This window comes from Pelagicoccus mobilis (assembly GCF_016595505.1).
GTDB lineage: Bacteria > Verrucomicrobiota > Verrucomicrobiia > Opitutales > Opitutaceae > Pelagicoccus > Pelagicoccus mobilis.
In genome coordinates this window covers 1-23,218 of sequence record NZ_JAENIL010000075.1, presented here as the reverse complement: position 1 = coordinate 23,218, position 23,218 = coordinate 1, and the positions used below count along the sequence as shown (strand labels likewise).

Annotated in this window: 21 protein-coding genes and 1 tRNA gene; 9 read left to right on the top strand and 13 right to left on the bottom strand. The window is 50.2% G+C overall.

What is annotated here, in order from left to right:
* Positions 1 to 83: 83 nt before the first annotated feature.
* From JIN87_RS25245 to JIN87_RS25235, 3 genes are all read right to left on the bottom strand, one after another.
* On the bottom strand, positions 84 to 2,555 hold the full coding sequence (locus JIN87_RS25245) for an ABC transporter permease (protein ID WP_200358935.1): 2,472 nt from the start codon (positions 2,553 to 2,555) through the stop codon (positions 84 to 86).
* Positions 2,556 to 2,707: 152 nt separating this feature from the next.
* On the bottom strand, positions 2,708 to 3,559 hold the full coding sequence (locus JIN87_RS25240; RefSeq protein ID WP_200358932.1) for a hypothetical protein: 852 nt from the start codon (positions 3,557 to 3,559) through the stop codon (positions 2,708 to 2,710).
* 111 nt (positions 3,560 to 3,670) lie between these two features.
* Positions 3,671 to 4,207 (bottom strand): L,D-transpeptidase, encoded by a 537-nt coding sequence (locus tag JIN87_RS25235; protein ID WP_200358930.1) that lies wholly within the window; start codon positions 4,205 to 4,207, stop codon positions 3,671 to 3,673.
* Positions 4,208 to 4,213: 6 nt separating this feature from the next.
* Between JIN87_RS25235 and JIN87_RS25230 the strand changes: the two genes are divergently transcribed.
* The gene (locus tag JIN87_RS25230; protein ID WP_200358928.1) at positions 4,214 to 5,212 is read left to right on the top strand and encodes an aspartate-semialdehyde dehydrogenase; all 999 of its coding nucleotides are present in this window, start codon (positions 4,214 to 4,216) and stop codon (positions 5,210 to 5,212) included.
* Between the two features lie 120 nt (positions 5,213 to 5,332).
* Positions 5,333 to 7,627 carry a TonB family protein gene (locus JIN87_RS25225; RefSeq protein ID WP_200358918.1) on the top strand — a complete coding sequence of 765 codons (2,295 nt, stop codon included), beginning with the start codon at positions 5,333 to 5,335 and terminating at the stop codon, positions 7,625 to 7,627.
* Positions 7,628 to 7,946: 319 nt separating this feature from the next.
* Here the strand turns inward: JIN87_RS25225 and JIN87_RS25220 are convergent, their stop codons facing one another.
* From JIN87_RS25220 to JIN87_RS25210, 3 genes are all read right to left on the bottom strand, one after another.
* Complete coding sequence (locus JIN87_RS25220; protein ID WP_200358916.1) at positions 7,947 to 8,573, bottom strand: class I SAM-dependent methyltransferase; 627 nt, start codon at positions 8,571 to 8,573, stop codon at positions 7,947 to 7,949.
* A gap of 33 nt (positions 8,574 to 8,606) precedes the next feature.
* Positions 8,607 to 9,206 carry a hypothetical protein gene (locus JIN87_RS25215; protein WP_200358914.1) on the bottom strand — a complete coding sequence of 200 codons (600 nt, stop codon included), beginning with the start codon at positions 9,204 to 9,206 and terminating at the stop codon, positions 8,607 to 8,609.
* Positions 9,207 to 9,283: 77 nt separating this feature from the next.
* Positions 9,284 to 9,862 (bottom strand): restriction endonuclease, encoded by a 579-nt coding sequence (locus JIN87_RS25210; RefSeq protein ID WP_200358912.1) that lies wholly within the window; start codon positions 9,860 to 9,862, stop codon positions 9,284 to 9,286.
* 262 nt (positions 9,863 to 10,124) lie between these two features.
* On the opposite strand from JIN87_RS25210, the gene JIN87_RS25205 reads away from it, so the two are divergent.
* The 4 genes from JIN87_RS25205 to JIN87_RS25190 are packed head-to-tail and all read left to right on the top strand — an operon-like array spanning position 10,125 to position 14,577.
* Complete coding sequence (locus JIN87_RS25205; protein WP_200358910.1) at positions 10,125 to 11,378, top strand: SIR2 family protein; 1,254 nt, start codon at positions 10,125 to 10,127, stop codon at positions 11,376 to 11,378.
* Entirely contained in the window at positions 11,335 to 13,203 is a 1,869-nt protein-coding gene (locus JIN87_RS25200) for an ATP-binding protein (RefSeq protein ID WP_200358908.1), read from the top strand. The genes JIN87_RS25205 and JIN87_RS25200 overlap by 44 nt, the downstream gene beginning before the upstream one ends.
* Positions 13,204 to 13,206: 3 nt before the next feature.
* Entirely contained in the window at positions 13,207 to 13,416 is a 210-nt protein-coding gene (locus JIN87_RS28970) for a KTSC domain-containing protein (protein WP_200358906.1), read from the top strand.
* A gap of 57 nt (positions 13,417 to 13,473) precedes the next feature.
* Positions 13,474 to 14,577: a hypothetical protein gene (locus tag JIN87_RS25190; RefSeq protein WP_200358904.1), complete on the top strand. Its 1,104-nt coding sequence runs from the start codon at positions 13,474 to 13,476 to the stop codon at positions 14,575 to 14,577.
* A gap of 130 nt (positions 14,578 to 14,707) precedes the next feature.
* On the opposite strand, the gene JIN87_RS25185 is transcribed toward JIN87_RS25190, so the two are convergent.
* The 4 genes from JIN87_RS25185 to JIN87_RS25170 form a co-directional block, all read right to left on the bottom strand.
* Positions 14,708 to 16,060, bottom strand: a complete 1,353-nt coding sequence (locus tag JIN87_RS25185; protein ID WP_200358903.1) for a hypothetical protein — start codon at positions 16,058 to 16,060, stop codon at positions 14,708 to 14,710.
* Positions 16,057 to 16,287 carry a helix-turn-helix domain-containing protein gene (locus tag JIN87_RS25180; protein ID WP_200358901.1) on the bottom strand — a complete coding sequence of 77 codons (231 nt, stop codon included), beginning with the start codon at positions 16,285 to 16,287 and terminating at the stop codon, positions 16,057 to 16,059. The genes JIN87_RS25185 and JIN87_RS25180 overlap by 4 nt, the downstream gene beginning before the upstream one ends.
* Before the next feature lie 208 nt (positions 16,288 to 16,495).
* Positions 16,496 to 17,698: a tyrosine-type recombinase/integrase gene (locus JIN87_RS25175; protein WP_200358899.1), complete on the bottom strand. Its 1,203-nt coding sequence runs from the start codon at positions 17,696 to 17,698 to the stop codon at positions 16,496 to 16,498.
* A gap of 86 nt (positions 17,699 to 17,784) precedes the next feature.
* Positions 17,785 to 17,860, bottom strand: a tRNA-Lys gene (locus JIN87_RS25170).
* Between the two features lie 376 nt (positions 17,861 to 18,236).
* Between JIN87_RS25170 and JIN87_RS25165 the strand changes: the two genes are divergently transcribed.
* Positions 18,237 to 18,839: a sigma-70 family RNA polymerase sigma factor gene (locus tag JIN87_RS25165; protein ID WP_200358897.1), complete on the top strand. Its 603-nt coding sequence runs from the start codon at positions 18,237 to 18,239 to the stop codon at positions 18,837 to 18,839.
* Positions 18,836 to 19,564 carry a hypothetical protein gene (locus tag JIN87_RS25160; RefSeq protein WP_200358895.1) on the top strand — a complete coding sequence of 243 codons (729 nt, stop codon included), beginning with the start codon at positions 18,836 to 18,838 and terminating at the stop codon, positions 19,562 to 19,564. Before JIN87_RS25165 ends, JIN87_RS25160 begins: the two co-directional genes overlap by 4 nt.
* Before the next feature lie 76 nt (positions 19,565 to 19,640).
* On the opposite strand, the gene ruvA is transcribed toward JIN87_RS25160, so the two are convergent.
* From ruvA to dapA, 3 genes are read right to left on the bottom strand one after another with little or no spacing between them, the layout of a single operon-like run.
* Positions 19,641 to 20,258 (bottom strand): Holliday junction branch migration protein RuvA, encoded by a 618-nt coding sequence (gene ruvA / locus JIN87_RS25155; RefSeq protein ID WP_200358893.1) that lies wholly within the window; start codon positions 20,256 to 20,258, stop codon positions 19,641 to 19,643.
* Between the two features lie 10 nt (positions 20,259 to 20,268).
* Positions 20,269 to 21,000, bottom strand: a complete 732-nt coding sequence (gene dapB / locus JIN87_RS25150; protein WP_200358891.1) for a 4-hydroxy-tetrahydrodipicolinate reductase — start codon at positions 20,998 to 21,000, stop codon at positions 20,269 to 20,271.
* Between the two features lie 9 nt (positions 21,001 to 21,009).
* A complete protein-coding gene (dapA, locus tag JIN87_RS25145) occupies positions 21,010 to 21,918 on the bottom strand; it encodes a 4-hydroxy-tetrahydrodipicolinate synthase (protein WP_200358889.1) in 909 nt (302 codons plus the stop codon).
* 158 nt (positions 21,919 to 22,076) lie between these two features.
* Between dapA and JIN87_RS25140 the strand changes: the two genes are divergently transcribed.
* Complete coding sequence (locus JIN87_RS25140) at positions 22,077 to 23,180, top strand: type IV pilus twitching motility protein PilT (protein ID WP_200358887.1); 1,104 nt, start codon at positions 22,077 to 22,079, stop codon at positions 23,178 to 23,180.
* The last annotated feature ends 38 nt before the right edge of the window (positions 23,181 to 23,218 follow it).

Here is a 23,218-nt window from a genome sequence, read left to right as displayed (position 1 = left end):
CATGTCGAACGTTCGACATGAAACTGCGCAAAATGGCTGAACCGGTAGGGGTCGGAACTAGATGACGACCGTCCTCATGTCATCTAGTGTTCGTAGAGGGCTTGGTTTGGGTCGATTCGGGCGGAGCGGAGGGCGGGCTGCAGGGCTGCGGCGATGCCTACTGCTAGAAGGGTAAGGCAGGCGAAGAGATAGATGCGCCAATCTCCCGGTTGTACGAGGTAGAGCTGGTCCTCGAGCTTGTTCATGGGGACGAGCGCGACGTAAACTGTAATGTACCCGATGACGATCGCCGGCGTGAGGAGGGCGAGGGTGCGAACGAGAATGCGATTACGGACACTTGCTGGGCTCGCTCCAAGGGCGAGGCGTATGCCGGTGTCGCGTCTTTTCTGAATAACTGAGTAGCTGACTGCGGAGTAGATGCCGACGCAAGATAGGATGAAGCCGATGCTGCTGACCAAAGTCTGGATGAAGACGATGAAGCGAAAGGATCCTTGGGATTGGTCTAGGAGCCTTCCTAGGGGTTCGAAGGATGTGATGACGTTTTCTTTGTCGATTCGTTTGACGGCGTCCAACACGGCTTGTTCGACAGACCTGTCCCAGTTCGGCGATTTGATGTAGACCCAACTCCAGTGGCGGGCGGCGGCATCGGCTGAGTTGGCAAAGTACATGGTGGGTTCCGCTTCGTTATCCCGCCACCAGCGGTGGGTATTGTTGACGACGCCAATGATGCGAAAGTGGCTTACGGTGCCCATCAAGCTGGTTTCGACGTGTTGGCCGAGCGGGTTCTTCTCCTCTCCAAAGTATGCCTCGACAAAGGCTTGGTTGACGATGGTAACCTTCTCGGCGTCGATGGTGTTGTGGATAGGGGTGAAGGTTTCGCCTTGCGAGATCTGCATGCCGATGAGGTCGAAGAAACCGGGGTAGACGATGCCTTTCCAGGATTCGGGCAGGTCTGAGTCGGCTATATCCTTAGGCGTATCGGCGAGGCGGATCCACTGGCGCCAGCCCCAATGTGGGAACTGTAGTTTAGAGTAGGATACGTCTTCTACGCCTGGAACTTTTCTGACCTCCTCCAACACGCTGTGTAGCATGGGGAGGAGCTCGGGTGAGCCTTCCCCGTTGTCGAAGCGGTAGAAGGGCAGGTTTATGTTTCCGTGGAGAATATTGTCGATTTCGTATCCGTATTGGTAGTCTTTTACTTTCTCTAGGCTGACGTAAAAGAAGGTCCCAATTATCAGGAGCCCGCAGGTGAAAGCGATCTTGAGGAAAAGTAAGCTGTTGGTGATGAAGTGAAAGGTTTTGCTACCTGTGGCGCTGCGGGTGTCTTGTTTTATGAATACGTTGATTAGGTTTCGATTTGAGAAGAACAGGGTGGTTAGGCTGATGATCAGAAGCGCGATTATGCAGGCGAGGCCGGTCCAGGCTAGGACTCGGATGTTTAGGCCGAGATCGCCGTTGAGCATGGCGAGGAATCCCCATTCGGCTCCGGAAAAACGGGTAACGACAATCTGAATGAGACCGTAGCCGACGCCGATGCCGAGCAGGAAACCGAGGGCGACGAGTGTGCCGTTTTCATAGATGGAGATGCGGAGCAAGTCCCAGCGGCTAGCTCCGAGGGCGGCGCGTGTCGCGTATTCGCCGCCGCGTTGATTAAGCCGGACGAGGGTGAGGTTTGTTACGTTGAAGGCGGCGATGAAGAGGATGACGAGTCCGACGGAGAGAAGGATTTGAATTTGGTCCTCGACGAAGCTGTTTTCGTTTTGGTTGAGCTTCTTGATGTCGAGCGTTCTTCGATCCCAATAGCCGGGATAGGTTTCGAGGCCTTTGAGTTGAGGCTCTATTGCCTTCAGGGCGGCCCGCGCTTGCTCTTCGGTGACGCCCGGTTTGAGCTTCCCGGCCATATTGTAGTACCAGAAGTAGATGCCGTCCATCTCATCCTCTTTGAAGTTGGACGCGGTGACTATTCCGAATTCTCGTCGCTCAAATGTAAAGGAATCGGGGAGGATGCCCACGATGCGGTGGGGTTTGCCGCTGACGTGGATGATCGAGTCGAGGGCATCTGGCGAGCTGCCCCAGCCGTCTTGCCAGGTTTGGCGGGTGAGCATAGCTCCGGGGATTGCGCCTGGCTGGAAGTCTTGGGTCTCGAAGGCACGTCCTGAAAATGCGGATACGCCTATGTCTCGCAGGAAGCCTTCGCTCACCCGAAGGCCTTGGATACGCAGCGGCTTCTCGATTTGAGAGATGGTAAGCCAGTACTGGGTGACACGAGAGAGGGATTCGAAGGCGTCGAAACTCTGCTCGATTGTCTCTCCGAAGGCGCCGTCGAATTCGTAGAAGTTTTGGAATTGCGGGTCGCGAGGTCCAGTTCCGATGAGGTAGACCTTGTCGGCTTCCGTTCCTGCTGGGGTGGTCACGGATAAATTGTCCGTGAGGGTAAATATCGCGGAGTTTGCCCCGATGGCGATTGCCAGTACGAGGATGGCGACGAGGGTGCTTGTTGGGGTACTGCGGAGCTTGCGCACGGCATAGCTCCATTCGCGGAAGAAATCGCTCATGGGGATAGGGGCGTAACAGAAGAGTTGGCGGACGTGAGGTTGTACTTCTGGTTACGTCGCTGAAGCAAGCATTCGCTTATTTCTTACCTGTGGAGATCTTCGCGGTGGGATTGGAGAAGCGAAGGCTCGATACTGAGGAGGTGTTTAGCCGCCTACTGGTGCGATGTGGCTACGCGTATGAGGAGCGTCGGGGGGAAGATTTCTTTGTTGAGAGTGGCGCTTTGTTTGTCGCCGATGGTCTCGATGGCGGTTTGTAGAGTGGTCCAGCTTTGTTCGTCCCAAGGGGTGTCGCTCGCTTGGATCTCGTACTGTTGGCCAGGGGCAATGGTCCATTCAATGGTGAAGCTTTCGGAGGTTTCTTGAATCGAAGCTTCCGTCGCCACGAGTTCTTTGGGGATGATTTTTAAGGTTAGGAGAAACGGGTCGGCTGTGCGGCCTCCTTTGTTCTCGTTTTCCCATGGGCGGAGGTGGAGCTGATACTCGCCGCCTGTGGTGGGAGTGCCGGTGACGATTCCCGTCCTAGCGTTGAAAACGCCTTGCTCGTTTGTTGGAACTCTCAGTGAACCACTCACCCCTTCGACCTTCATTCCCGGCGGTATGGTGCCCGTGACTTCCCAGGATTTGGGATTCCGGTTTCCTGCCGATACGCTGGTAAGTCCGAAGATTATGAAAAACTCCTCTTGGGCGTCGATGCTGAGTTCCTGGCTTTGCAGGTTGGCTGAATTCTGTTCGTCGCTGGTTGTGGTTGAGTAGTTCGCGGGGGATGCGGCTGAAAGCGCGTGGTGGCTGCCGAGACTGGCGGCGGTGAGCGACAGCTTTTGTAAAATGCGAGTTGCGGGCTCGATGGAGAATTTGAGTCCGTTGAAGACGCGTACGAGGGCCGGCGATTTTTGAAGGATCGCGAATAGGGTCAGGGTCGCGAGCTGGGTGCGCGGGTGTGTGAAACGTAGGGAGGCGATCCTCAGATGGCGTCCCAGGTTCTTGGCAGGGGCAAATCGAAGCATTTGGATTAGGGCGTGTTCAGTTCCAAATACGTAGGGATCTGCAGATGGGATGCGCTTCTTTGCTGAAAAGCTGGGAGTATGATCGCGGAGCAAGGCCGCTTTATGGCGGGATTAACCGATGAAGACTTGGTCGCCTTCGGAAACGGTGTCGAAGAGTTCGATCATCTCTTGGTTGCGTAGTTGAACGCAGCCGCCGCTGGAGGGAGAGCCGATCCTGTCTTCGTGATTGGTGCCGTGAATGTAGATGTAGCGGGCGTGGGAATCGCGGTTGCCTCCTTGGTTGTGGCCCGGCTCCAGACCTTCTAGCCAGAGGATGCGGGTGGTGACGAGGTTGGGCTTTTGCTCCTTCTCGGGAAGCTCCCAGTAGATGCGGCCGGTGTCGACGCGACCTTTCAGGACAGCGCCGAGCGGGGCGTTGCCGCAGAGCTTTTGGCCGATCTTGTGTAGGCCAGTCGGGGTGCCGAATGAGTTTTCCAGGCAAGATGGGGGATTCTTGCTGGTGGAGATGGCAAATTCGCGTACTAGCTGCCCGTTTTCGAGAACCTGCAGGGTCTGTTGGCTAATGGATACTAGCAGGAGACGCGCTGTTTGCTTGATCTCGAGGGCGCGGAGCTTATGGGTGGTCGGCTGCAATAAGTCCGAGGACATAATAAAATGGGTTACAAAGTAGGTATCGTTGGCGCAACCGGAGCGGTTGGCCAAGAGTTTATCAAGCTTCTGAGCGACCGAAACTTTCCAGTTTCCGAGCTGAAGCTATTCGCGTCTGCCCGATCTGCTGGAAAACAGGTCGAGGCTTTGGGCACGACGATCACCATCGAAGAAGCTACCGAAACCTGTTTCGACGGACTTGATTACGTGCTTTTCAGCGCGAATGGAAGCCTTTCCAAGGCGCTTTGCCCAGCGGCGGCGAAGGCGGGAGCAGTGGCGATTGATAACAGTTCCGCGTTCCGCATGGATCCTGAGGTGCCGCTCGTGGTGCCTGAGATCAACGGCGAGGCGGCTCGTGCGCACAAGGGGATCATCGCGAATCCGAATTGCTCTACTGCCATTTCTTTGATGGGTGCAGCTCCTTTGCACAAAGCCTTCGGTCTGAAGCGTATGTTTGCGTCGACCTACCAAGCGGTGAGCGGTTCGGGAGCGGAAGCGATGAAGGAGCTCGAAGATCAGCTCAAGGCATGGTCCGCGGGCGAACCGATCGAAAAGAGCGTTTACCCGCACCAGATCGCATTTAACGCTCTGCCTCACGTGGATGTTTTCCAGGATAATGGATACACCAAGGAAGAGATGAAGCTGGTAAACGAAAGCCGTAAGATCATGGGGCTACCTGATCTCGTCGCGTCTTGCACTTGCGTGCGTGTGCCAGTGATGCGTTCACACTCGATTTCCATCAACGCAGAGTTCGAGCGACCTGTATCCGTAGAGGAAGCACGGGCAGCGATCGCGGAGTTCCCAGGCGTGGACCTGATTGACGAGCCTTCTAGCAACACCTACCCGATGCCGCTCGATTTCGCGGGCAGGGTGAACTGTGGCGTGGGCCGTATCCGTCAGGACATTGGCTTCGACAACGGCCTTGCGTTCTGGGTAGTCGGCGACCAGCTCTGGAAGGGGGCGGCGCTTAACGCGATCCAGATCGCGGAGTATTTGATCAAGTAGAGCTCCTCGCTCGTTCGTGATAAGTTTCTAGGCCGTCTGCTATGCAGACGGCTTTTTTCGTTTCGTTGTTGAAACCCGACATCTGCGTATTAGGTAAAAACATTGCCCCTTTTATCTCATATGTACGTATCTCGAGCTTTTGCCCTATTTACTCTTTTAACGCTCGCTTTTACTTCACTCGTCGGAGCGAAGATCGAGACTTTCTATTTTGATAAGCAAAAGGCTTATCGGGTCGATGCTGTGGTTGCGGATGAGTTGCTGATGAAGGAGATCGATGTCGGCGAGGTCGCGGACTATGAAGGGGACCGGTCGGATGCCTGGTGGGTGCGGGGAGAGCTTCCTTTGGATGCTTCGCACGCTCACCTCTTCGCTCACTACGAGATCGCGAATCGCTCTAATTCGTTTAAGGATCGAGGTAAACCTCTGCTGTCTGACGTTAAGCTACGAATCCCGAGATGGCTCCCGAAGAGAATCGCCAATGAAGAAGGCTGGAATGCTTTTGTGGTCGTGGCTTGGCATTTCAAAGGGAGTTTAAGCGAGTTCCATGTGTTGGATAGCAACAAGATTGGTCGTCGTGGAGGCCAGATCGAGTTTGATATTCCGACCTCTCGATCAGGCGGTATGCCGATTGGTTGGCTTGTTAAAGGAGGTGTGGTTTTAGAAAAGTCGAATGTGTTCATTTGGGATAAGGTGGCATTTTCCAATGAATACGAAGTGGGGGAGCTCGCTGCGGCTAAACCTGACGGGCAAGGGAAGAGCGTCGCTCATTACGCTGCAGCGAATGGATTGCTCGATTTGCTGGCTGCGGCTCTTGGCGAAAACCCCAAATTGGCCCGTGCTGTTGATAAGGAAAAGTATTCACCGATTTGGTACGCGGCCCAAAATGGAAGAGCGAAGGCGGTTCAGCAATTATTGGATGCGGGAGCTCCGTACAAGGATGGCGGGTACAAGCAGAGCGTTTTATCCCATGCGGCACGATCTGGACAGTTCGAAGTCGTCAAAGTTCTTGCCCCTGGAAAGGTGAAGGGAAGGACTAGGGAAGCTTACAATTGGGCTTTGTCTCAAGGTCTTAGCTCTCATTCGGAGGAGATCGTAAATTACCTTTTGGAGAGAGGGGCTAAATTCACGGCCCCCAGCGGCTATCACGGTGATTGGGTGCTCACCTTGTTTTCGAGAGGATATCCGGAACTTGCGTTTACTTTGATGGATGAGCTGAAGGTTAAGCCGGATGTGCAAAAAGGTGGGTATGGCCTGCTGCATTCTGTAGCGGCGTATGCCGATGTCACTCTGCTTGAATCAGTCGCCGAAAGAGGACCTAAGCTCGACCTTTTGACCGACAAGGGAATGGGAGCGGTTGATTATGCGATCGGCTTGGGAAACGTTGAAGCAATCTGTTGGTTTTATGACAATGCGAGCGAAAGCTTAGGGCAACCTGGAGGGATCGACCCGCTTACTTACGCGATCAAGGAGGGGCAGCTGAGTTCGGTAGAGTGCTTGTATGGATATGGAATCGATGTGAATAAAGACGTCGGGCCAGGGATTTCTCCACTGATGTATGCGGCGTTTCTTGGAAAGTTTGATATTGCCTTATCTATTTTGGAGAATGGAGGGAAATGGTATCTAGAAGGAGACTACATAGATGCTATTGTTACAAAGCTGCTTGCTCGAGATCAGAGGGAACTTGTTGTGAGCCTCATTGAGCAGGGATGGCGATCTGATCGGCTTCTCCTCGGAGAGTTTACTTTGCTGGAAGCGAGTGATTTCTACGGAGCTGATCGTGTCGTAGAGGAGTTGAAGGCACGTAGTTGGGAACTTGGTACACGCAACATTCTTAGTGTGAAAGAGACTGAGGTTAAGCCCGCGCTTTTGAATGCTCTAAACGTCAAGTACCCAGAGACGCTTCAAAAGGAGTTCGGTGAACGATCCATAAAGGCGACCTTGGCAATTTCGGCCAGCGGTGTGCCAGTTTTTGTGAAACCCAAATTAGCGCCTGAGGAAGAGGCTCTCAGATCGGTTGTCGAAAATGCAGTCCTGAAGCTTCGATTCGATCCGGCAATGACGGGGGATGAAGCCGTTCCTGTGGCCATCACAGTGAGAGTGCCTCTGGCAGTGGATTTCGATCCCAGTAGTGTACTGACGATGGCAGATGTGGATGAGAAGCCAAAGGCAATCCGTATAGCCACTCCGCTGTATCCGTTTTCGATGCAGCAACTCAAACGGGAAGGACGTGTTGTTGTTGAGTTTGTGGTTTTGCAGGATGGATCTGTTCGTAATGCGAGGGTCCATAGTTCGACTCACTCCGAATTTGAGTATCCTGCAGTTGCGTGCGTCACGGAATCGATTTGGCAGCCTGCAAAGCGAAATGGGTATCCCACTGCGTGCCGAGTGAGAATGCCGATTGATTTCAAGCCCTAGATCGACTGGGACGACTATTGCAATGTATGGAAATCAGGCACAAAAAAACCGCTGATAATCAGCGGTTTATTTGGTAGGCCGACTGGGACTCGAACCCAGAACCAATTGCTTAAAAGGTCCTAATTATGGGTTTCTTTGCGTCTCTCGTTTTTTCAAGTTGTTGAATAACAATTTGATACGTTTAAAAAGTGCAACCTCCCGAAACGGGTTAAAACAGGCTGAAACACGCCCAAAAAATTCAAAATAGTCGAACAGGGTTAACAAGTTAGGGTTAAAAGCTGAGGAAGGGGATTTCGGGTTTTAACCGGGAGTTCTGCCGCTATCGCTTCCTCGCAACGCATTCGATTAGCTTCTTGGTCTTGGTGTAGCGGTCGGTATCGAGTTGTTCTAATGAGACTATCTCGAACCTGTTTTCGAGTAGCTCGTCAATCATCGGTTCATTGAAAAACTGCTTCTGTACTCCCCCGACGTCTATCAGAGCCCAATCTGGTGAATCTACTGCTGCTCCAAAGTTTTTGTCCTCTTTCGAGTTCACCCTGAAGATGAAGAGACCTCCTTCTGTGAGTGCATCGTGAATGCCTGATACGATTCTCTCTGTCTGTGCTTTGCTGAAGTAGTGAAGGGAGAGGTTGGCAACGACCAGAGAGAAGGATTTCTCGAAGTGGCCGATTCCTTCAGAGAGGTCGCGTTGGATATGCGTTGCTTGAGGATTTCTGGCTCTGCTGTGTTTCAGGGCTTCAATTGCAAAGTCCACAGATGTGACCTCGAACCCAGCCTTTAGAAGCCCTTCTGTGTCGATTCCGAATCCACAACCGAGGTCTAGGGCCTGTCGGCTTTGGCCGTCTGCAGATTGTAACCAGCTATCCAGCCATTCTGAAGAGTGGTTGCTTCCTTTCTTCTTAGATGAGGCATAGCGCGCCTCCCAGATGGAGTGAGGATTGTTCATCGATTCTAATGCAGGTAGAGCCCCTGAGGGGAATTAGTCCACGGAGTAAACGACGTATATCCGGTTGCGTTCGATGTTCGTGGTTAACGAACACCAACCATCGTTTCCGTTTTCATTGGGTATTGTGTAGGAGTAGACAGTTGGTGTGATGATGGGGTCTATCTCCTCATCGTTGATGCTTATCTCAACTGGCTGACGAATTATGGACAATCGCTCGTAGGTCGTGTCCTTGGTGAATTTGTTGCCTTCCAGAAGTTCGTCCAGGTCCTCGGGAGAGATCTTGCAATGGAATCTAACGCTGTAGTCTGTCCAGGCGTCCTCTACAAAAGTGAAGTCTTCGACACTGCTTGGCATATCTTCACCCATGACAAGATTGAAGAGTTCGTAGGGCTGGACCCAAATGCTGAGTTTCAGAATGATAGCGACTGAAGCGACTACTGCGGGAACGATTGAGTAAAGTCTGTTTGTTTCCTTCTTTCCGGTGATCTTCCGAGCCAAAAACTCGATTATCAATTGAACGATGACGACCGCTGGTATCGAAACAGCTCCCAGAAGCATCACCACGAAGAAATCAGCGGTGCTCAATAGGGCTAGGCTGACGAGTGTGATGGAGATAAGGATACGGAGCATCATTCCTATTTTCGGATGATCTTTTGCGGCCACATTCCTAGTTGTTCTTCAATTCGATGAAAACTGCAGGAGCAGCTTGTTTACTCTTCGATTACTATTTCTATAGGGTTGGATGTTTGTGTCGCTAATCCCATTGCATTGAGAATTGTAGTTGGATCACCGAGACCCAGGGCAGTGTATTGGGTTTTTGCTTCTCCAGTAGATTTAAGCAACCAAGCTCCTTTTCTTGTCGGGATTTCTGTTGGGCGTACAGGCGAGGCTCTGTTGAAGTACTCTGGTTCAGAATCGGTTACTCTGACTAGGGCTATTCCGTGTTTCTTTGCGTATGCAAGTGCTCCACTTTGAAAATTGACGGATGCGAACACCATACCTTTTTGTGCACCAATTGAGCCCATCCTGTCTTTAAGAACTTGGATCACATCACGTTTTATGGGGCTTTTGTGGTGCTTGCATTCAATTAAAACGAGGAACTTGGTATTGAGAGCAGAGAAACGAGCAACGACGTCAATTTCGTACTCTCCCTCAGTGCCTTGGATTTTCTCGCGTTTTGTTGTTCTAAATTCCTCAAGTCCAATTCCAGATGTCTTGATGATCTTTAGAACATGTTCTTCGAACTCATCAGGTGTGAGTTGGGCTACCTGATTTCTGTTTGTTGGCATTATGATTAGTGGTTACGTAAGCTTCGAACGAGGAAAAGTTGGGCTGTGTTAGAGTCGTTCAGTTTTTCCTGCTTCGTAGGGCAACGAGTTAGAGAATTGAGCTAATTACCGTTAGTTTGAACGCTAATTTATTGGTGTTTGTATGCAAGTTATACCTAATTGTTTGCATTGGATTCGTAAACCGGTACCTCTTTGTCGAGGGCTCTTTTGAGGAGCGAACTAAATCCTAGAAACTAAAAGCCTGGATTGATAGCCAGTTTCCATGATGCAAAACACCCTGCACAATCCTGACCAGTTTATGTTCGATTTGCGGCAAATTCTCTCACAAGGGAGAAAGCGAATTGGCATTTTGATTGGAGCGGGAGCTCCTGTATCCATTAGCGTCGACGCGGAGGGAAATCAAGAGGAAGGCGGAGAGCCGTTAATTCCAGACGTTGCACGTTTGACAACCAAGGTTCTCGATCAACTAAGTGCAAAAGATAAGGAGATTGTTGATGCTCAGATTGAAGATATAGGTGGGAATCCGAATATCGAAGCTATCCTCACTAGGCTTCGACAACTATCTCAGGCAATTGGAAACTTCAAAATCGGCGGTGTTGATGGTGGAGAGTTTGGAGGTATAGCAGACACTATTTGCCAAAAAATCGGTGAAATTGTGGCTGCTAAATTGCCTCGTAGTTCAAATCCGTATACCGAGTTGATTTCTTGGATCGGAGGAACTCAACGAAGTCATGCGGTTGAGATATTTACTCCAAATTACGATCTTCTCTTAGAAGAGGCCTTTGAGAAGGCGCACAGTCCCTATTTTGATGGATTTACAGGGGCACATAAGCCGTTTTTCGATCCTGTTTCTATAGCTAGCGATACACTGCCTTCTCGATGGTCTCGTGTTTGGAAAATACACGGTTCACTAGGATGGGATGTTCAGGAGAATACAGTAGTCAGGACGGGTAATCGTTGTGCTACCAAGCTGATCTATCCTGATCATTTGAAGTATGATCAAATAACCCGGCAGCCATACTCGTCGCTTTTTGCTAGGCTCAGTGATTTTCTAACTACTCCAGACAGTCTTATGCTGTGTACTGGTTTTTCGTTTTTCGATTCCCATATTTTGGCTGTGATAGATGAAGCTCTATCTGCTAACGCCCATACCGCCCTATGGGCTTTCCAATTTAAGCAGCTAAGTGACGAAACCAATGCTGTTGAATTGGCAAAACGTCGGTCTAATGCTAGTGTTTTTGCACGAGATGGTGCAGTCGTTAATGGTCTTACGGGAAATTGGCAACCAGGTCTTCTCAAAGATGCATTTGCTGAGCGGATACGTAAGACCTATTGGAATCGTAACGAAGAAAATGGTGAGTTTATTCTCGGTGACTTCGCTAGCTTCACCCGATTTCTAGCGTATTCACAGGCTAATGACCTGTCTCACGAATCTGCTGATAATAACTCTGATCCGGTAGGAAAGGAGTTGGATGAAGAATCAATTCAATCCCCGAAAGAAGATGCTCAGCAATGATCCTACTTTCTTGGGAAGTGTCGCATCCGTGTCAGGATCTGCTCTAACTGTTCATTTAGCTCCTTCGGTTGCCTCGGGGCTTTCCATAATAGAGGGCAAGACCTACAAGATTGGGCAGGTTGGAAGCTTTATAAGGATCCCTCAAGGTTATCAGGACCTTTTTGGAATAGTATCGGAAGTAGGGGCGAAGGCAGTTCCTGAAGAGCTGAATGCCGCCGTTCGAGGGGAGACTGGACGCTGGATGCAGATTCAATTAATTGGCGAGTCCGTAGGAGGTAAATTTGAAAGGGGAATAAGCCAGTATCCAAATATTGGGGATAGTGTCCATACGACGACGGAGTCAGATCTTTCGAGAATCTACAACTCTTTAGATACAGGGTATCTGAATATTGGTACCCTTTCCAGTACTGAGAGTATATCTGCAAAAATCTCTATCGACGAGCTCGTGACTAGACACTCAGCTGTTCTTGGTTCAACTGGATCGGGCAAGTCTACGACCGTTGCGAGCGTGATTCGTGCTTTTACAACTAGGGAAGATTCACAAGCGGCATACCCAAGTGCTCGAATTTTGATGTTGGATATTCATGGGGAGTATTCAGAGGCATTGGCCGATGTTGCTAATGTTTTTTCCATAGATCCTCGCCCAGGTGAATCGCAACTTTTTGTTCCGTATTGGGCCCTGGGAAGCAATGAACTCATCGAGTTCCTAACAGAAGGAGTTTCAGGTGATCGGGAAATTGCATTCACTGACAAAATTTTTGATCTAAAATCTGAATCGCTCGAATCGGCCAACTTTGCAGGGATTGAACAGAGTTCCCTTACTATTGATACGCCAATTCCATTCAGCCTGAAAAGGCTTTGGTATGACTTAATCGAGTTCGAGTTGACCACATTTGAGGGAACAAACAGAGATATCCCGGCATTGCTTGATCGCGGAAACCTAGACGCTCTTATCCCCCCTAAATTCAAACCCCACGCGATGGGAGCACAAGGCCCATTCTTAAACCAGCAGGCTAAGGGAATAAGGCGTCAGTTGAACACCCTTAGGTCTCGATTGATTGATAGAAGATATCAATTCCTACTTCAACCTGGGAACTGGGAGCCTTCGCAGACAGGAGACATCGAAAGTGATTTGGATGCATTGCTAGATGGATGGCTGGGTGGTGATGAACCAGTAACGATTCTTGATTTGTCAGGTGCACCAAGTGATGTGTTGGAACTGCTTGTTGGTTCCATCGTTAAGATTGCGTACGATGCCCTGTATTGGAGTCGGGAGAAGTCGGAGGGAGGTGTTTCGAGACCTTTGTTAATCGTAATGGAGGAGGCTCATCGTTACCTTGCCTCCGAGAAGGATGGATTAGCATCAACTACAGTTCAAAAGATAGCGAAAGAAGGTCGAAAATATGGTGTAGGAGCGATGATTGTTAGTCAGAGGCCCTCTGAAGTGGACGAGACGATATTGTCTCAATGTGGGACTATCTTTGCAATGAGGTTATCGAACCCCGCGGATCGGTCGAGAGTACAGGGGACGCTGCCAGATAATCTGACAAGTTTGCTTGATGCTCTTCCGGTACTGAGAACGGGTGAAGCTGTAGTTGTTGGTGAGGCGACAAAACTCCCTATGAGATGTCGAATAACACTGCCGGCACGTGAACATCGCCCTCAAAGTGCGGATCCAGAAGTTGCCAAGGAATGGGCTCTGGAACGGAGGTCCGAAGGTTATGACCGTGTTGTTGCTTCATGGAGATCACAACGCCCGAGAGCTGTTGTGAATGATGTAAGAATCGAAAGACAAACTATTGTTGATGAAACACCCGAGAGCTGAATTATGAATAGAAACTATGTGGCGTCCTCCAATCTGGCATCGGTCGGATATGATGAGAATTCTCAGACTCTAGAAGTGGAGTTTTTGTCAGGTGCTGTGTATCAGTACTATAATGTCCCAGTCAGTATTTTTGACCAGCTTCTGGCATCTCCTTCTAAAGGTCAGTTTTTAAACATATACATCAAGAACGCATACCCTTACTCTAGAGTTTAATGGATATGTATTTGAGTTTTGGATGCGATATTTATTGATCTTTGAAGTCGTCGAAAGATGAAGAGTCGAGAAGTTCAGCGGATTCTTGTTGCTGCTTGTCCTAAGCCTGAGCACCCCAAATACTTCCCATGGCAGACAGCGAGGATTTGTGTCTTAGTAGGTGAAGATGATCGCGAAATGGCTGTTGAAAAAGCGAAAACGGAGATCGGTAGAAAGTATTGGCAACCTAAAGGTGCTTTTGAGTACGCAACGGTTAAAGAGGACTTTATTCGTGAATGTGATACCGAAGAAGTCGTAACTGCATATGAAGATGCTCGATCAGGTAAGATAATATTCCTAGAATGGTTCGATCAGATGCCTATGGCGAAGAAGGACGCTGGCATGGTATTCTCTGCTCCCAAAATTGGTGAGCTGTTCATCGATGACGTAATCGAAAGCGTCGGTGGCAAGCGACTTAGTACTGAACTAACGGAAAAGAGATCTCAGAAATGTGCTGACTATTTACTGAGCAATGTAGCAATTGAGCTAAAGGATATTCAGTCTGAAGGTCTTCTAGTTAAATCGCGTCAGGAGAAACTGACAAGTTTCCTAAGCTCAGTAGTTCAAGAGGAAGGAGAGTTCATAGATCTCTCAAGAGATGACCTGACAGACGATGAATGGAGAACTTATGTGGATATCCTTGGTGGTCCGATCAAAAATCAAATTAAGTCTGCTGCGAGACAGCTTAAAGAAACACGGAGTAGGCTCGGTTGTTTGAGATGCGGTGTCATTTTTTTGAATACCGGTTACTTGAGTATCCCTAGTAGCCTTTTTGCTTCAATTGTTCGAAGGTATTGTGAGAAGGATACTAATCAGATTGATTTTTCAATTTGCATAAGCTCTCGACTACTAACCAACGGCTTTGAATCGGAGTTAACATTCTCTTTCGATCCATCGGATGAAGACGATACACTCATAATGCGGATTCGAGAGGGCTTTTGGAAGCAAGTGGACAGCCTAATGAGTGATTTTGCGAAAAACGGATTTCAACAAGATAGGGATACAATGGGGCCATTGGAGCCGATCGCATTTAGCAAGGACGGGGTGTATTTTAGTACACATGTTCCTAGACTCCAAAGCGAATTGGATGAGAAATGGAAGGGCAGTCCGGAGAGTCGGTGATTGTTTTCAAACTCTTGAGAGCGACCATTTTCTATTGGTTGAGTTTTAAATGAATTTGGAGCAGAGGTTTCGGAAATTGCGGAATTTGTAGAAATTTCCGCATTTTCCCCATTTCCGTGGGTGCAGGTATTTACGGATGATCATCTTCTTTAAGGAATCCGAATGTTCGCTTTTTCCCAACCTGCTCGAGTTCGATGCACTTTCTTTGGCGTTTCAAGTCCGGTATGATTTCGTTGTAGAGTCGTTCAATCGTCATTCCGCCCCGGCGAGAGTCATTCGCAAAACGAGATGTTAGTTGTGTCTTCGTTAGAACGATAAAAGTCCCGTCTTTTCTCTCGGTAGATTTCAAGCCTTTAGGGTTTCCCAGAATGTTGTAGTAAATTCTTTCGGAATCCTCTCGAATTTCCGCTTTCTGGGAAACTTTTTCCAATGCCATGGAATCCTGAATACACTGGCGTACATGAGCATTCGCATAGAGGAGTTCTTCTGCTTCCATTTCGAAGGAATCCTGATTCTTTGAAAAGTAGTTTTCCCGGAGAATTATTCTGAAGGCAGTGAAAATCATTCCTATTTTGAGAGAACAAGTAGGTTCGTTGGCCAGGAGACTCGCTTTCGATTGGCTTCCTTTGCTTGTCTGGAATTTGCATTCGCTGATCTCCGCACGATTCCTATCCTGAATCTCTTTCCAGAGTTCAAAAGCGGAATCACTGAAGGAAATCTTTCCTTCTAGGTTTGGAAGGAGGGAAAGGTCTAAAAGTAGATTCTCAAATTCTTGGGATTCCTGGGATTTCGGAAGATAGATCGTGCGAACAAGGTTTTCGCTAAGATAGGTCAGGAATCGTCTTTGCATTCCGTCTTTAGCTTCGAGTCCTCCGAATCCGGCAGGACCAAGAGTAGCAGCGATTAACAGGTTTGTTGATGATTCCTCGATGGATTTTACCACGGAATCCCCGTCTTTCAGATTCTGTTTGAAGGCCTGTTTCCAGGATTTGCAGTCGTAAAGACTAAGGAATCGCTTGGAAACCGTTTTCCCGTATTGGGAATTCGACCAATTCGTAAGAATCGTGTTTCCTTCATCCTCGATAAGGATTTTGTCTGCACAACCTCCGTTTTCAGGATCGTATTCATAGAAAAGAGCTTCCTCGCTCGCTTGTCCGGAAAGGAATCTGTCCTTATTCAGGATTCGTGCAGCTATGGATTCCGCCAGATTTACACAGGTCGATTTCCGGAATCCTGCAGGAGCTGCAAGAATCGAGTAGATATTTGGATACAGCTTCCTTCCGAAATCGAACCAAACGTTTCTTCCTAGCATTGCTCCACATACTGGGAGTAGGGCACCGATAAGAAGGTTGTCCTCGCTCTCGCACATGTCGCGGGCAAAGTCCAAATATCGATCTATGAGTTCGTTTGGAGGGTAGATAGCTTGGCCAGATGTTCCAGTAGGCTGGCTATCGAGAAGCTTGCTGGTGACGATCTCGCTCATGCTACGTTTCCACTTTCCTGTGACGCTTCTAGGTAGCGAATAAGCTCGCTACGAGGGAATAGAGCCTGGCCTTGTGCTTGTAGCTTGCGGAGGTATCCACTTTTCGTGATACGCCAGAGGCTCGTGCGTGAGATGCGGAGGATTTTGCAAACCTCAGCAGCGTTATAGACGGGCTGATCCAACATGGACCAGCTGTTCGTTTGATTCGTTTCGGTGCTTTTAAACATGCACACGATCATTTCAAAACCGTGCACCTTGTTAAGGTGTGCTAACCGACGGCAATGGACGTGAATCGACGTGAACTGCGCGGACAGTTTCTGAAAAAGCCCACAATCGCCTCGATTCAATAGGTGCGGAGTTAGTGTATACCACTAAAACAAGTGGCATTCGAATAGGGAAGAGGCTGATTTGGCTCTAGAAACGTCGAATCTGAATCTAGGCACCCAAATCTAGGGCATCAGCAGCCGCTCTGCCTTTATCCTCTAGATAGTGATTGTAGATCTTGAGGAGGATTGCTCCGCCATCGCTGTGACCGAGCCAATTGGAGACTGTAGGGATTGGTACTCCTTTATCCAAACATGAGGTGGCGAAGTAGTGCCGCAAACTATGGTTCGTGATGGTATCTCGCTGCCCAGTTTTGGTTTGTTTCGGTATTCCCAAATCTTCGCAGGCTACTTTGAGCTGCTTGTTGAGGTCTTTTACTGGAAGGATTTTGATGCCCTTGAGTTCACTAGCCGTGGCCTTGCTAAGAAGTGATTTGTACCGCTCTTCAAGAAGTTTGAGGAGTTGAATGTTCATAGGCAGGCTTCGGTCACTGGTCGCGGTCTTGGTGCCTGGAATGAAGAGCGTGCGATTTGCAAAGTCGACTTGGGACCAAAAGATATTCCGGGCTTCGTCGATTCGAGCTCCAGAATAGGTGAGGAATCTCAAAGTGAATGATCGATCAGTTCCGCCTCTGTTCTCTGAGATCTTTTCTTCGATCATGCTTAGTTCCTCGGCTGACGGAATGTATGGTTCAGATGCTTTTACTCCTTTAAAGATGCGACGCTCTTTCGAGATTTCTCTAACCACGTTTTCGCTCGCGAGTCCTTCCTCAATGGCGAAGTCGTGAATTTTAACTAGGATCTGGAGTGACTTTTTAACTGAAGACTCAGAGTTGCCGGTTCTTTTTGTGTCAGTGCCGGGAAGAGTGAATTGGGTGCCCTCGGTGCTCAATCTACGAACCCATCGCTCGACATCGTGCTTTCGAAGCTTCGCGGGTTTCATCGTTAGAAGATCTGGCCAGCTCGTTTCGATTCGAATGATCGAGTTTATTTTCGCCATTCTTGAGTTGGGTTTGATGGAGGTATCAGCCTCGATTTCTTTTTTGAATAGCTCGAAGAGGGTAGAGTAAGTGGCTCTTGCTAAGGCTCGTTTGCCTTTGTTGCTCTTATTCCGAGCTTTGCGGATTCGCTCCATGAATTTGAGGAGCCTTCTGTCAGCTACGGCACGTTCTTTCGTATTGAAGCAATCGTACACTAGACTGCCGTCCACTTTAGCCCTTCCATAGTAGATTCCGGTCGGCCCATAGACCACCAGATTCTTATCCTTTTTAACCCACTGTTTATCCTGCTCATCCGAGCCCTGTTGCGATTCCATGCAAAAGGTTAAAAGTAGGGGTTAAAAGAACCGCAATGCCGCTATCTCTAGATACACAAAAACCGCTGGTTATCAGCGGTTTAAAGTGGTAGGCCGACTGGGACTCGAACCCAGAACCAATTGCTTAAAAGGCAACTGCTCTACCGATTGAGCTATCGACCCATTCGAGGCCCCGGAGGGCGTTCAGAAGGCAGGGAATACAGGATGTGCTTAGAGCTTTGGCAAGTCCTAATTTTACATCTTTTGCGAGTTGGTTGCGTGTGCGGCCGACTTCGGATTTTCCGAGGGATTATTGAGCAACCGACAGCCCCGATTTCGCGTATTAGTTGGAAAATGGCGCTCCTTAAGAACTGCTTTTTGAACGAAAGGGGCGAAAATGGATCAGACGAAGTAACGTGGGAGACAAACCTTAGCTGCTGAGGGGCGGCGTATTTTCAGTGAATAAACTGCGAAAAGGGGAGTCTTAATCCGAAAATTGGAACAAGGAGGAAAAATGGGAACAATTGCTGAACAGACACGTCCCAAGGCGACAACTGCTATGTCAACAAAAGCTCAAGAAGTCGCTCTAGACAAAGCGCTTGTAGCGCGATTCAAGGCCGGAGACGAATCGGCCTTCGAAGAAATGGTTTCTCGTTATTGGGATCGCATTTACGCGATGGTACACAAGCTTCTGCGTAATACCCAAGATGCGGAAGAGGTTACACAAGACGCATTTATACGAGCCCATCGAGGCTTGGAGAACTTTCGTGGAGATTCGAGTTTCTCCACTTGGCTCTACCAGATTGCGACGAATCTGGCCCGTAATCGCTACTGGTACTGGTGGCGTCGCAAGCGGGACAAATCTGTCTCGTTCGATCAGCCGATCGCTGCTGAGTCCGCGACCACTCTAGCGGAAGTTTTTCCTGCGGAAATCGAGTCTCCAGAAGATATCGCCATCACCAACGAGTTTAAGGATCGTGTGGCGGCGGCCATGGAGTTGCTTAACGAGAAGCACAAGGAAGCTCTGATTCTGAGAAATGTGCGCAATCTGACTTACGAAGAGATAGCAGATGAGTTGCAAATCAGCATCGGAACTGTCAAAAGCAGAATCGCCCGAGCCCGCGAGAGTCTGCGCGAGAAAATGGGTCACGAACTTTTATGAACAAGCAAGTTTTCATCGAGCGATTGAATCTGTACTTGGACGGAGAGCTGTCTGCTGAGGAATCAGAGGAGCTTTTAGCCGAGGTTCGCGAGAATCCAGAGTTCCACCGGATCTACGTGCAGTACTGCCAATTGTTTAATGCATGTTCGAAGCTCGGAGAAAAATTTGTGGAAACGAAGCCAGCGAGCCAATGGCGGCAGAAAGTTTACGCTATTGGTGGGATGGCCGCAGCCGGAGCATTGCTGTTTATGGCAGCACGCAATCTCACTCCGCTGATTGGCGGGCAAGCTGATCAGCTTTCGCAGTCGGTTCCTATGATGGAGCCGGCGAATGGTATCGAGTCTGAGCCGCTTTTGGTGATGGACGTGAACGAGTTGGAAGGGCAACGCCTCAGTTTCGGCGATGGTGTCGTTCCGGTCGCTTTCGATATTGAGAAAGCGTTTGATCGTGGTGACCAGCCGTTGAATTTCGGAAGCGATAGCAACGTTTCTTTCGCTCGTTTCACTGTCGATTCATCTAAAAAAGAAGAAAAGGTCTGGGCGAAAAAGGAGTTTAAATTCGGCGAAGCGGTCCGCTCATCAACCTTCGAGCATGAGTCTCTTAGCGGCGGAGAGGGCGATAACCGGATCTTTTCGGTTCGAGCGTTGGGCTCAGCGTTGGATGAAGATGACGCGAGTGTCGATTTCAGTCGAGCCGCCGCTACGGCCAGTAAGCCTACTCAGTAGGCAATGCACTATTTCTGACAGCAGCTATCCATCTGTTGCCGAAAGAGCACGAGCAGCCGCTCGTGCTTTTTTTTGTTTAGCCCAAGGCCGCTTTGATGAGGGCTTCGGTTGAGGCGTTTGGACCAAGGGCATCGACTGCCTTGCCAACTGCTTTGCTGGCGTCGGTCTGTTTGTAGCCAAGGGCCAGTAGGGCGAGAATCGCGTCGTCCTTATGGCTTCCTTCTGAGGAAGCTGCAGGACTGCCTGAAACCATTCCCTGAAGGGGATTCGTGTCTGCTGTTCTCGCGAACGCGCTTAGTTTGTCCTTGAGCTCAATGATGACACGCTCGGCGGTTTTTTTGCCAATGCCAGGTGTCTTCGCGAGCAGGACTGCGTCCTCGTTACTGATCGCTGAGATGAGGGAGGGCAGCTCCAGTTTGCTCATCATGCTGATGCCGACCTTTGGTCCGACACCAGATACTTTTTCGATGAGAAGCTGGAAGAAGTTACGTTCCTCTTCGTTGGCGAAGCCGTAGAGAGCTTGCGAATCCTCTCGATAAACGGCGTGAGTGTGCAGCTTCACCTTCTCGCCGTTTGCAGGGAGTTTAGAAGCGGTGGATACGGGGATGTTTACCAGATACCCCAATCCACCGGCATTGATGATCGCCGTGATAGGAGTTGCTCGTTCGAGTATTCCTTCGATGGATACGATCATATTCTAAAATCTATGCAAGACCGAGAACTTCGCGGATACCGTAGATACCTGGCTCTTTGCCGACGGACCAAGCCGCGGCACGAACAGCGCCACGTGCGAAGATCGCTCGGCTGGAAGCTTTGTGTGTCAGCTCCACGCGCTCACCGACGTCGGAGAAAATCACGGTGTGATCGCCGACAACGTCGCCTCCGCGTAGGGAGTGCATGCCAACCTCGCGTTCCGTGCGCTCGCCTGTGATGCCTTCGCGACCGTGACGAAGATCGTCGTAATTGAGGCCACGTGGCTCGAGAACGGCGTCGGCTAGCATGAGAGCTGTACCACTTGGCGCGTCTTTCTTTAGGCGATGGTGCATTTCCACGATCTCGGCGTTGTACTCGAGCGGTAGAATGCCAGCAGCCTTTTCCACGAGGTAGCAGAGAAGGTTGACGCCGATGGAGAAATTGCCGGCCCAGACGGTTGCGGTCTTCGCAGCGATCTCGAGCAGTTTGGCTTTCTCTTCCTGGCTGTGCCCGGTGGTACCGCACACGACAGGTTTGCCGAGCTCGGCACAGAGAGAGAAGACCTCTTCCGTCACGGTGTGGAAAGAGAAGTCGATTACCGCGTCCGCAGCGGCGATTCCGGCACGGAGGTCGTCACCTTGGTCGACTCCGCCGGAAACGGTATGGCCTGCTTCCTCGACGGCAGCGGCTATAGCTTGGCCCATGCGCCCCTTGGCGCCTACGATGCAAATCTTCAGTGACATGGCAGCTTACTACGCTTGAGCAGACAGTTCTGCCTGCAGTGCTTCAAAAATGGAGAGAATCAGAGTCTTGTTTTCCGGCTGCAGTTCGCAGAGTGGAAGACGGACCCGCTCGGTCTGGAAGATGCCAGCCTGAACCATGCAAGCCTTCACCGGTACTGGATTTGGCTCGATGAAAAGGTTCTTGAAAATCGGGAAGAGCTGACGATGCAGTGCGCTCGCAGTCTTTAGGTCACCATCACGGCAGGCCTTAACGAGAGCTACGACCTCGGCTGGAATGACATTTGAGGCCACTGAGATCACGCCTTCAGCTCCGGAACCGATGAAAGGTAGGGTGAGGCTGTCATCGCCACTGAGAACAACGATATCGTCGCCCATGGCCTTCTTGAGTTCATCCACGCGCTCGACGCTACCGCCGGCTTCCTTTATGTGGTTGACGTGCGGGTACTTAGCGAGGAGTCGTTCCACAGTAGCCACATCGATCTGAATGCCGCAACGACCTGGGATCGAGTAGAGGACGATCGGGCGGTCGGTAGCCTCCGCGATGGCGGAGAAGTGGCGGAACAGGCCTTCCTGAGACGGCTTGTTGTAGTAGGGAGCAACGTGCAGGAAGGCATCCGCGCCCGCTTCGTGGGCGGATTTGGTCAAGGAAACCGCTTCGCGTGTGGAATTCGAACCGGCGCCAGCGATTACGGGGACTCGCTTAGCGGCGGTTTCAATTGTCAGTTCAACCACGCGTTCGTGCTCATCGTGGCTGAGAGTTGGGCACTCACCGGTGGTTCCGACGGGTACGAGCGCGTCGATACCAGCCTGGATTTGTGCTTCAACCAGTTTTTTAAGATCAGCCTCGGCTAAAGACCCATCTTCAAGGAAGGGGGTCGCTAGGGCGGTCATTGATCCGGTATACTTTGGTACGCTCATAATTCGAAAGTGAAGGAATCGAGTTCCAAGCCGATTTATAAGGACGGTCAATCTTTTAGAGACCCTCAAATCAGACCATTTTGTGAAAGCGTCTGATTAGACGGTCTCTTCGAGTTATTAGGGCCAATAATTCTGCAACGTATACTCTCTTTCGATAAATGGCATCCGAGATCTTCGACGAACTCCTCTACCTAGCCGTGGACAACGGCGCTTCCGATATTGTGGTCAAAAGCGACAAACCGGGCTTCCTGCGACTGCACGGGGCGCTCGAGCCAGTGGAAATGCCGCCCATCGATGGTGAAGCGGTCTTGGCTTTCGTGGACGACAATGTGCCCGGAAACTACAAGGAAAGCTGGGAGATGGAGGGGCAGGTCGACTTTGCTTATTTCCTAGAGCGGGCCGGTCGTTTCCGTGTGAACGCCTTTTTGCAGCGCGGGACGGTGAGTATCGTTTTCCGTCATATTAAGAGCAAAATCCCGAATTTCGAGGATCTCTCTCTTGATCAGGACGTTCTGTTGAATCTTGCCCAGAAAAAGGACGGAATCGTTTTTGTCTGCGGGGCGACAGGATCCGGTAAATCGACGACTTTGGCCTGTTTGCTCAATTGGATTAATCACAACATGGATAAGCACGTGGTGACTTTGGAGGATCCGATCGAGTTTAACTTCATCGATTCCAAGTCCGTTTTCCAGCAGCGGGAGGTTGGGATCGATGCCCCGAGCTTCCAAAAAGCCCTCAAGGCGGTGCTTCGACAGAATCCAGATATGATTCTAATCGGGGAAATGCGTGACAAGGAGACCTTCGAAACGGCTCTCGCGGCCGCGGAGACCGGACACTTGGTTTTCACCACCTTGCACGCGGCGAGCGCGCAGCAGGCGATCACGCGTCTCTTTGAATATTTCCCTGCTGAACAGCATCAGCTGGTGCAACGTAAGCTCTCTGAAACGCTACGCGGCATCATCGTTCAGAAACTGCTCCCGAACCTCGAAGGAGATGGCCGTGTGCCAGCTCAGGAAATTCTGATTGGTGACTCGGTCGCTCGCTCTACGATTCGTGAAGGTAAGTTCGACAAGGTGGGCGCTCTGCTCGACGTGTCGGCTGACAGTGGTTCTCGTTCCTTCAACAAGGAGCTGGTTCGCCTCATCAAGGAGGGGAAGATCAGCAAGAAGACTGGCATGAAGAACTCACCGAACCCGCAAGCCCTCGATATGAACCTGAAGGGCATCTTCCTCAGCGATTCGAACAGAATCTTGGGGAACTAGCGGAACTCGAAAGGTAGCGCCCGCTGTCCCTAGCGGGC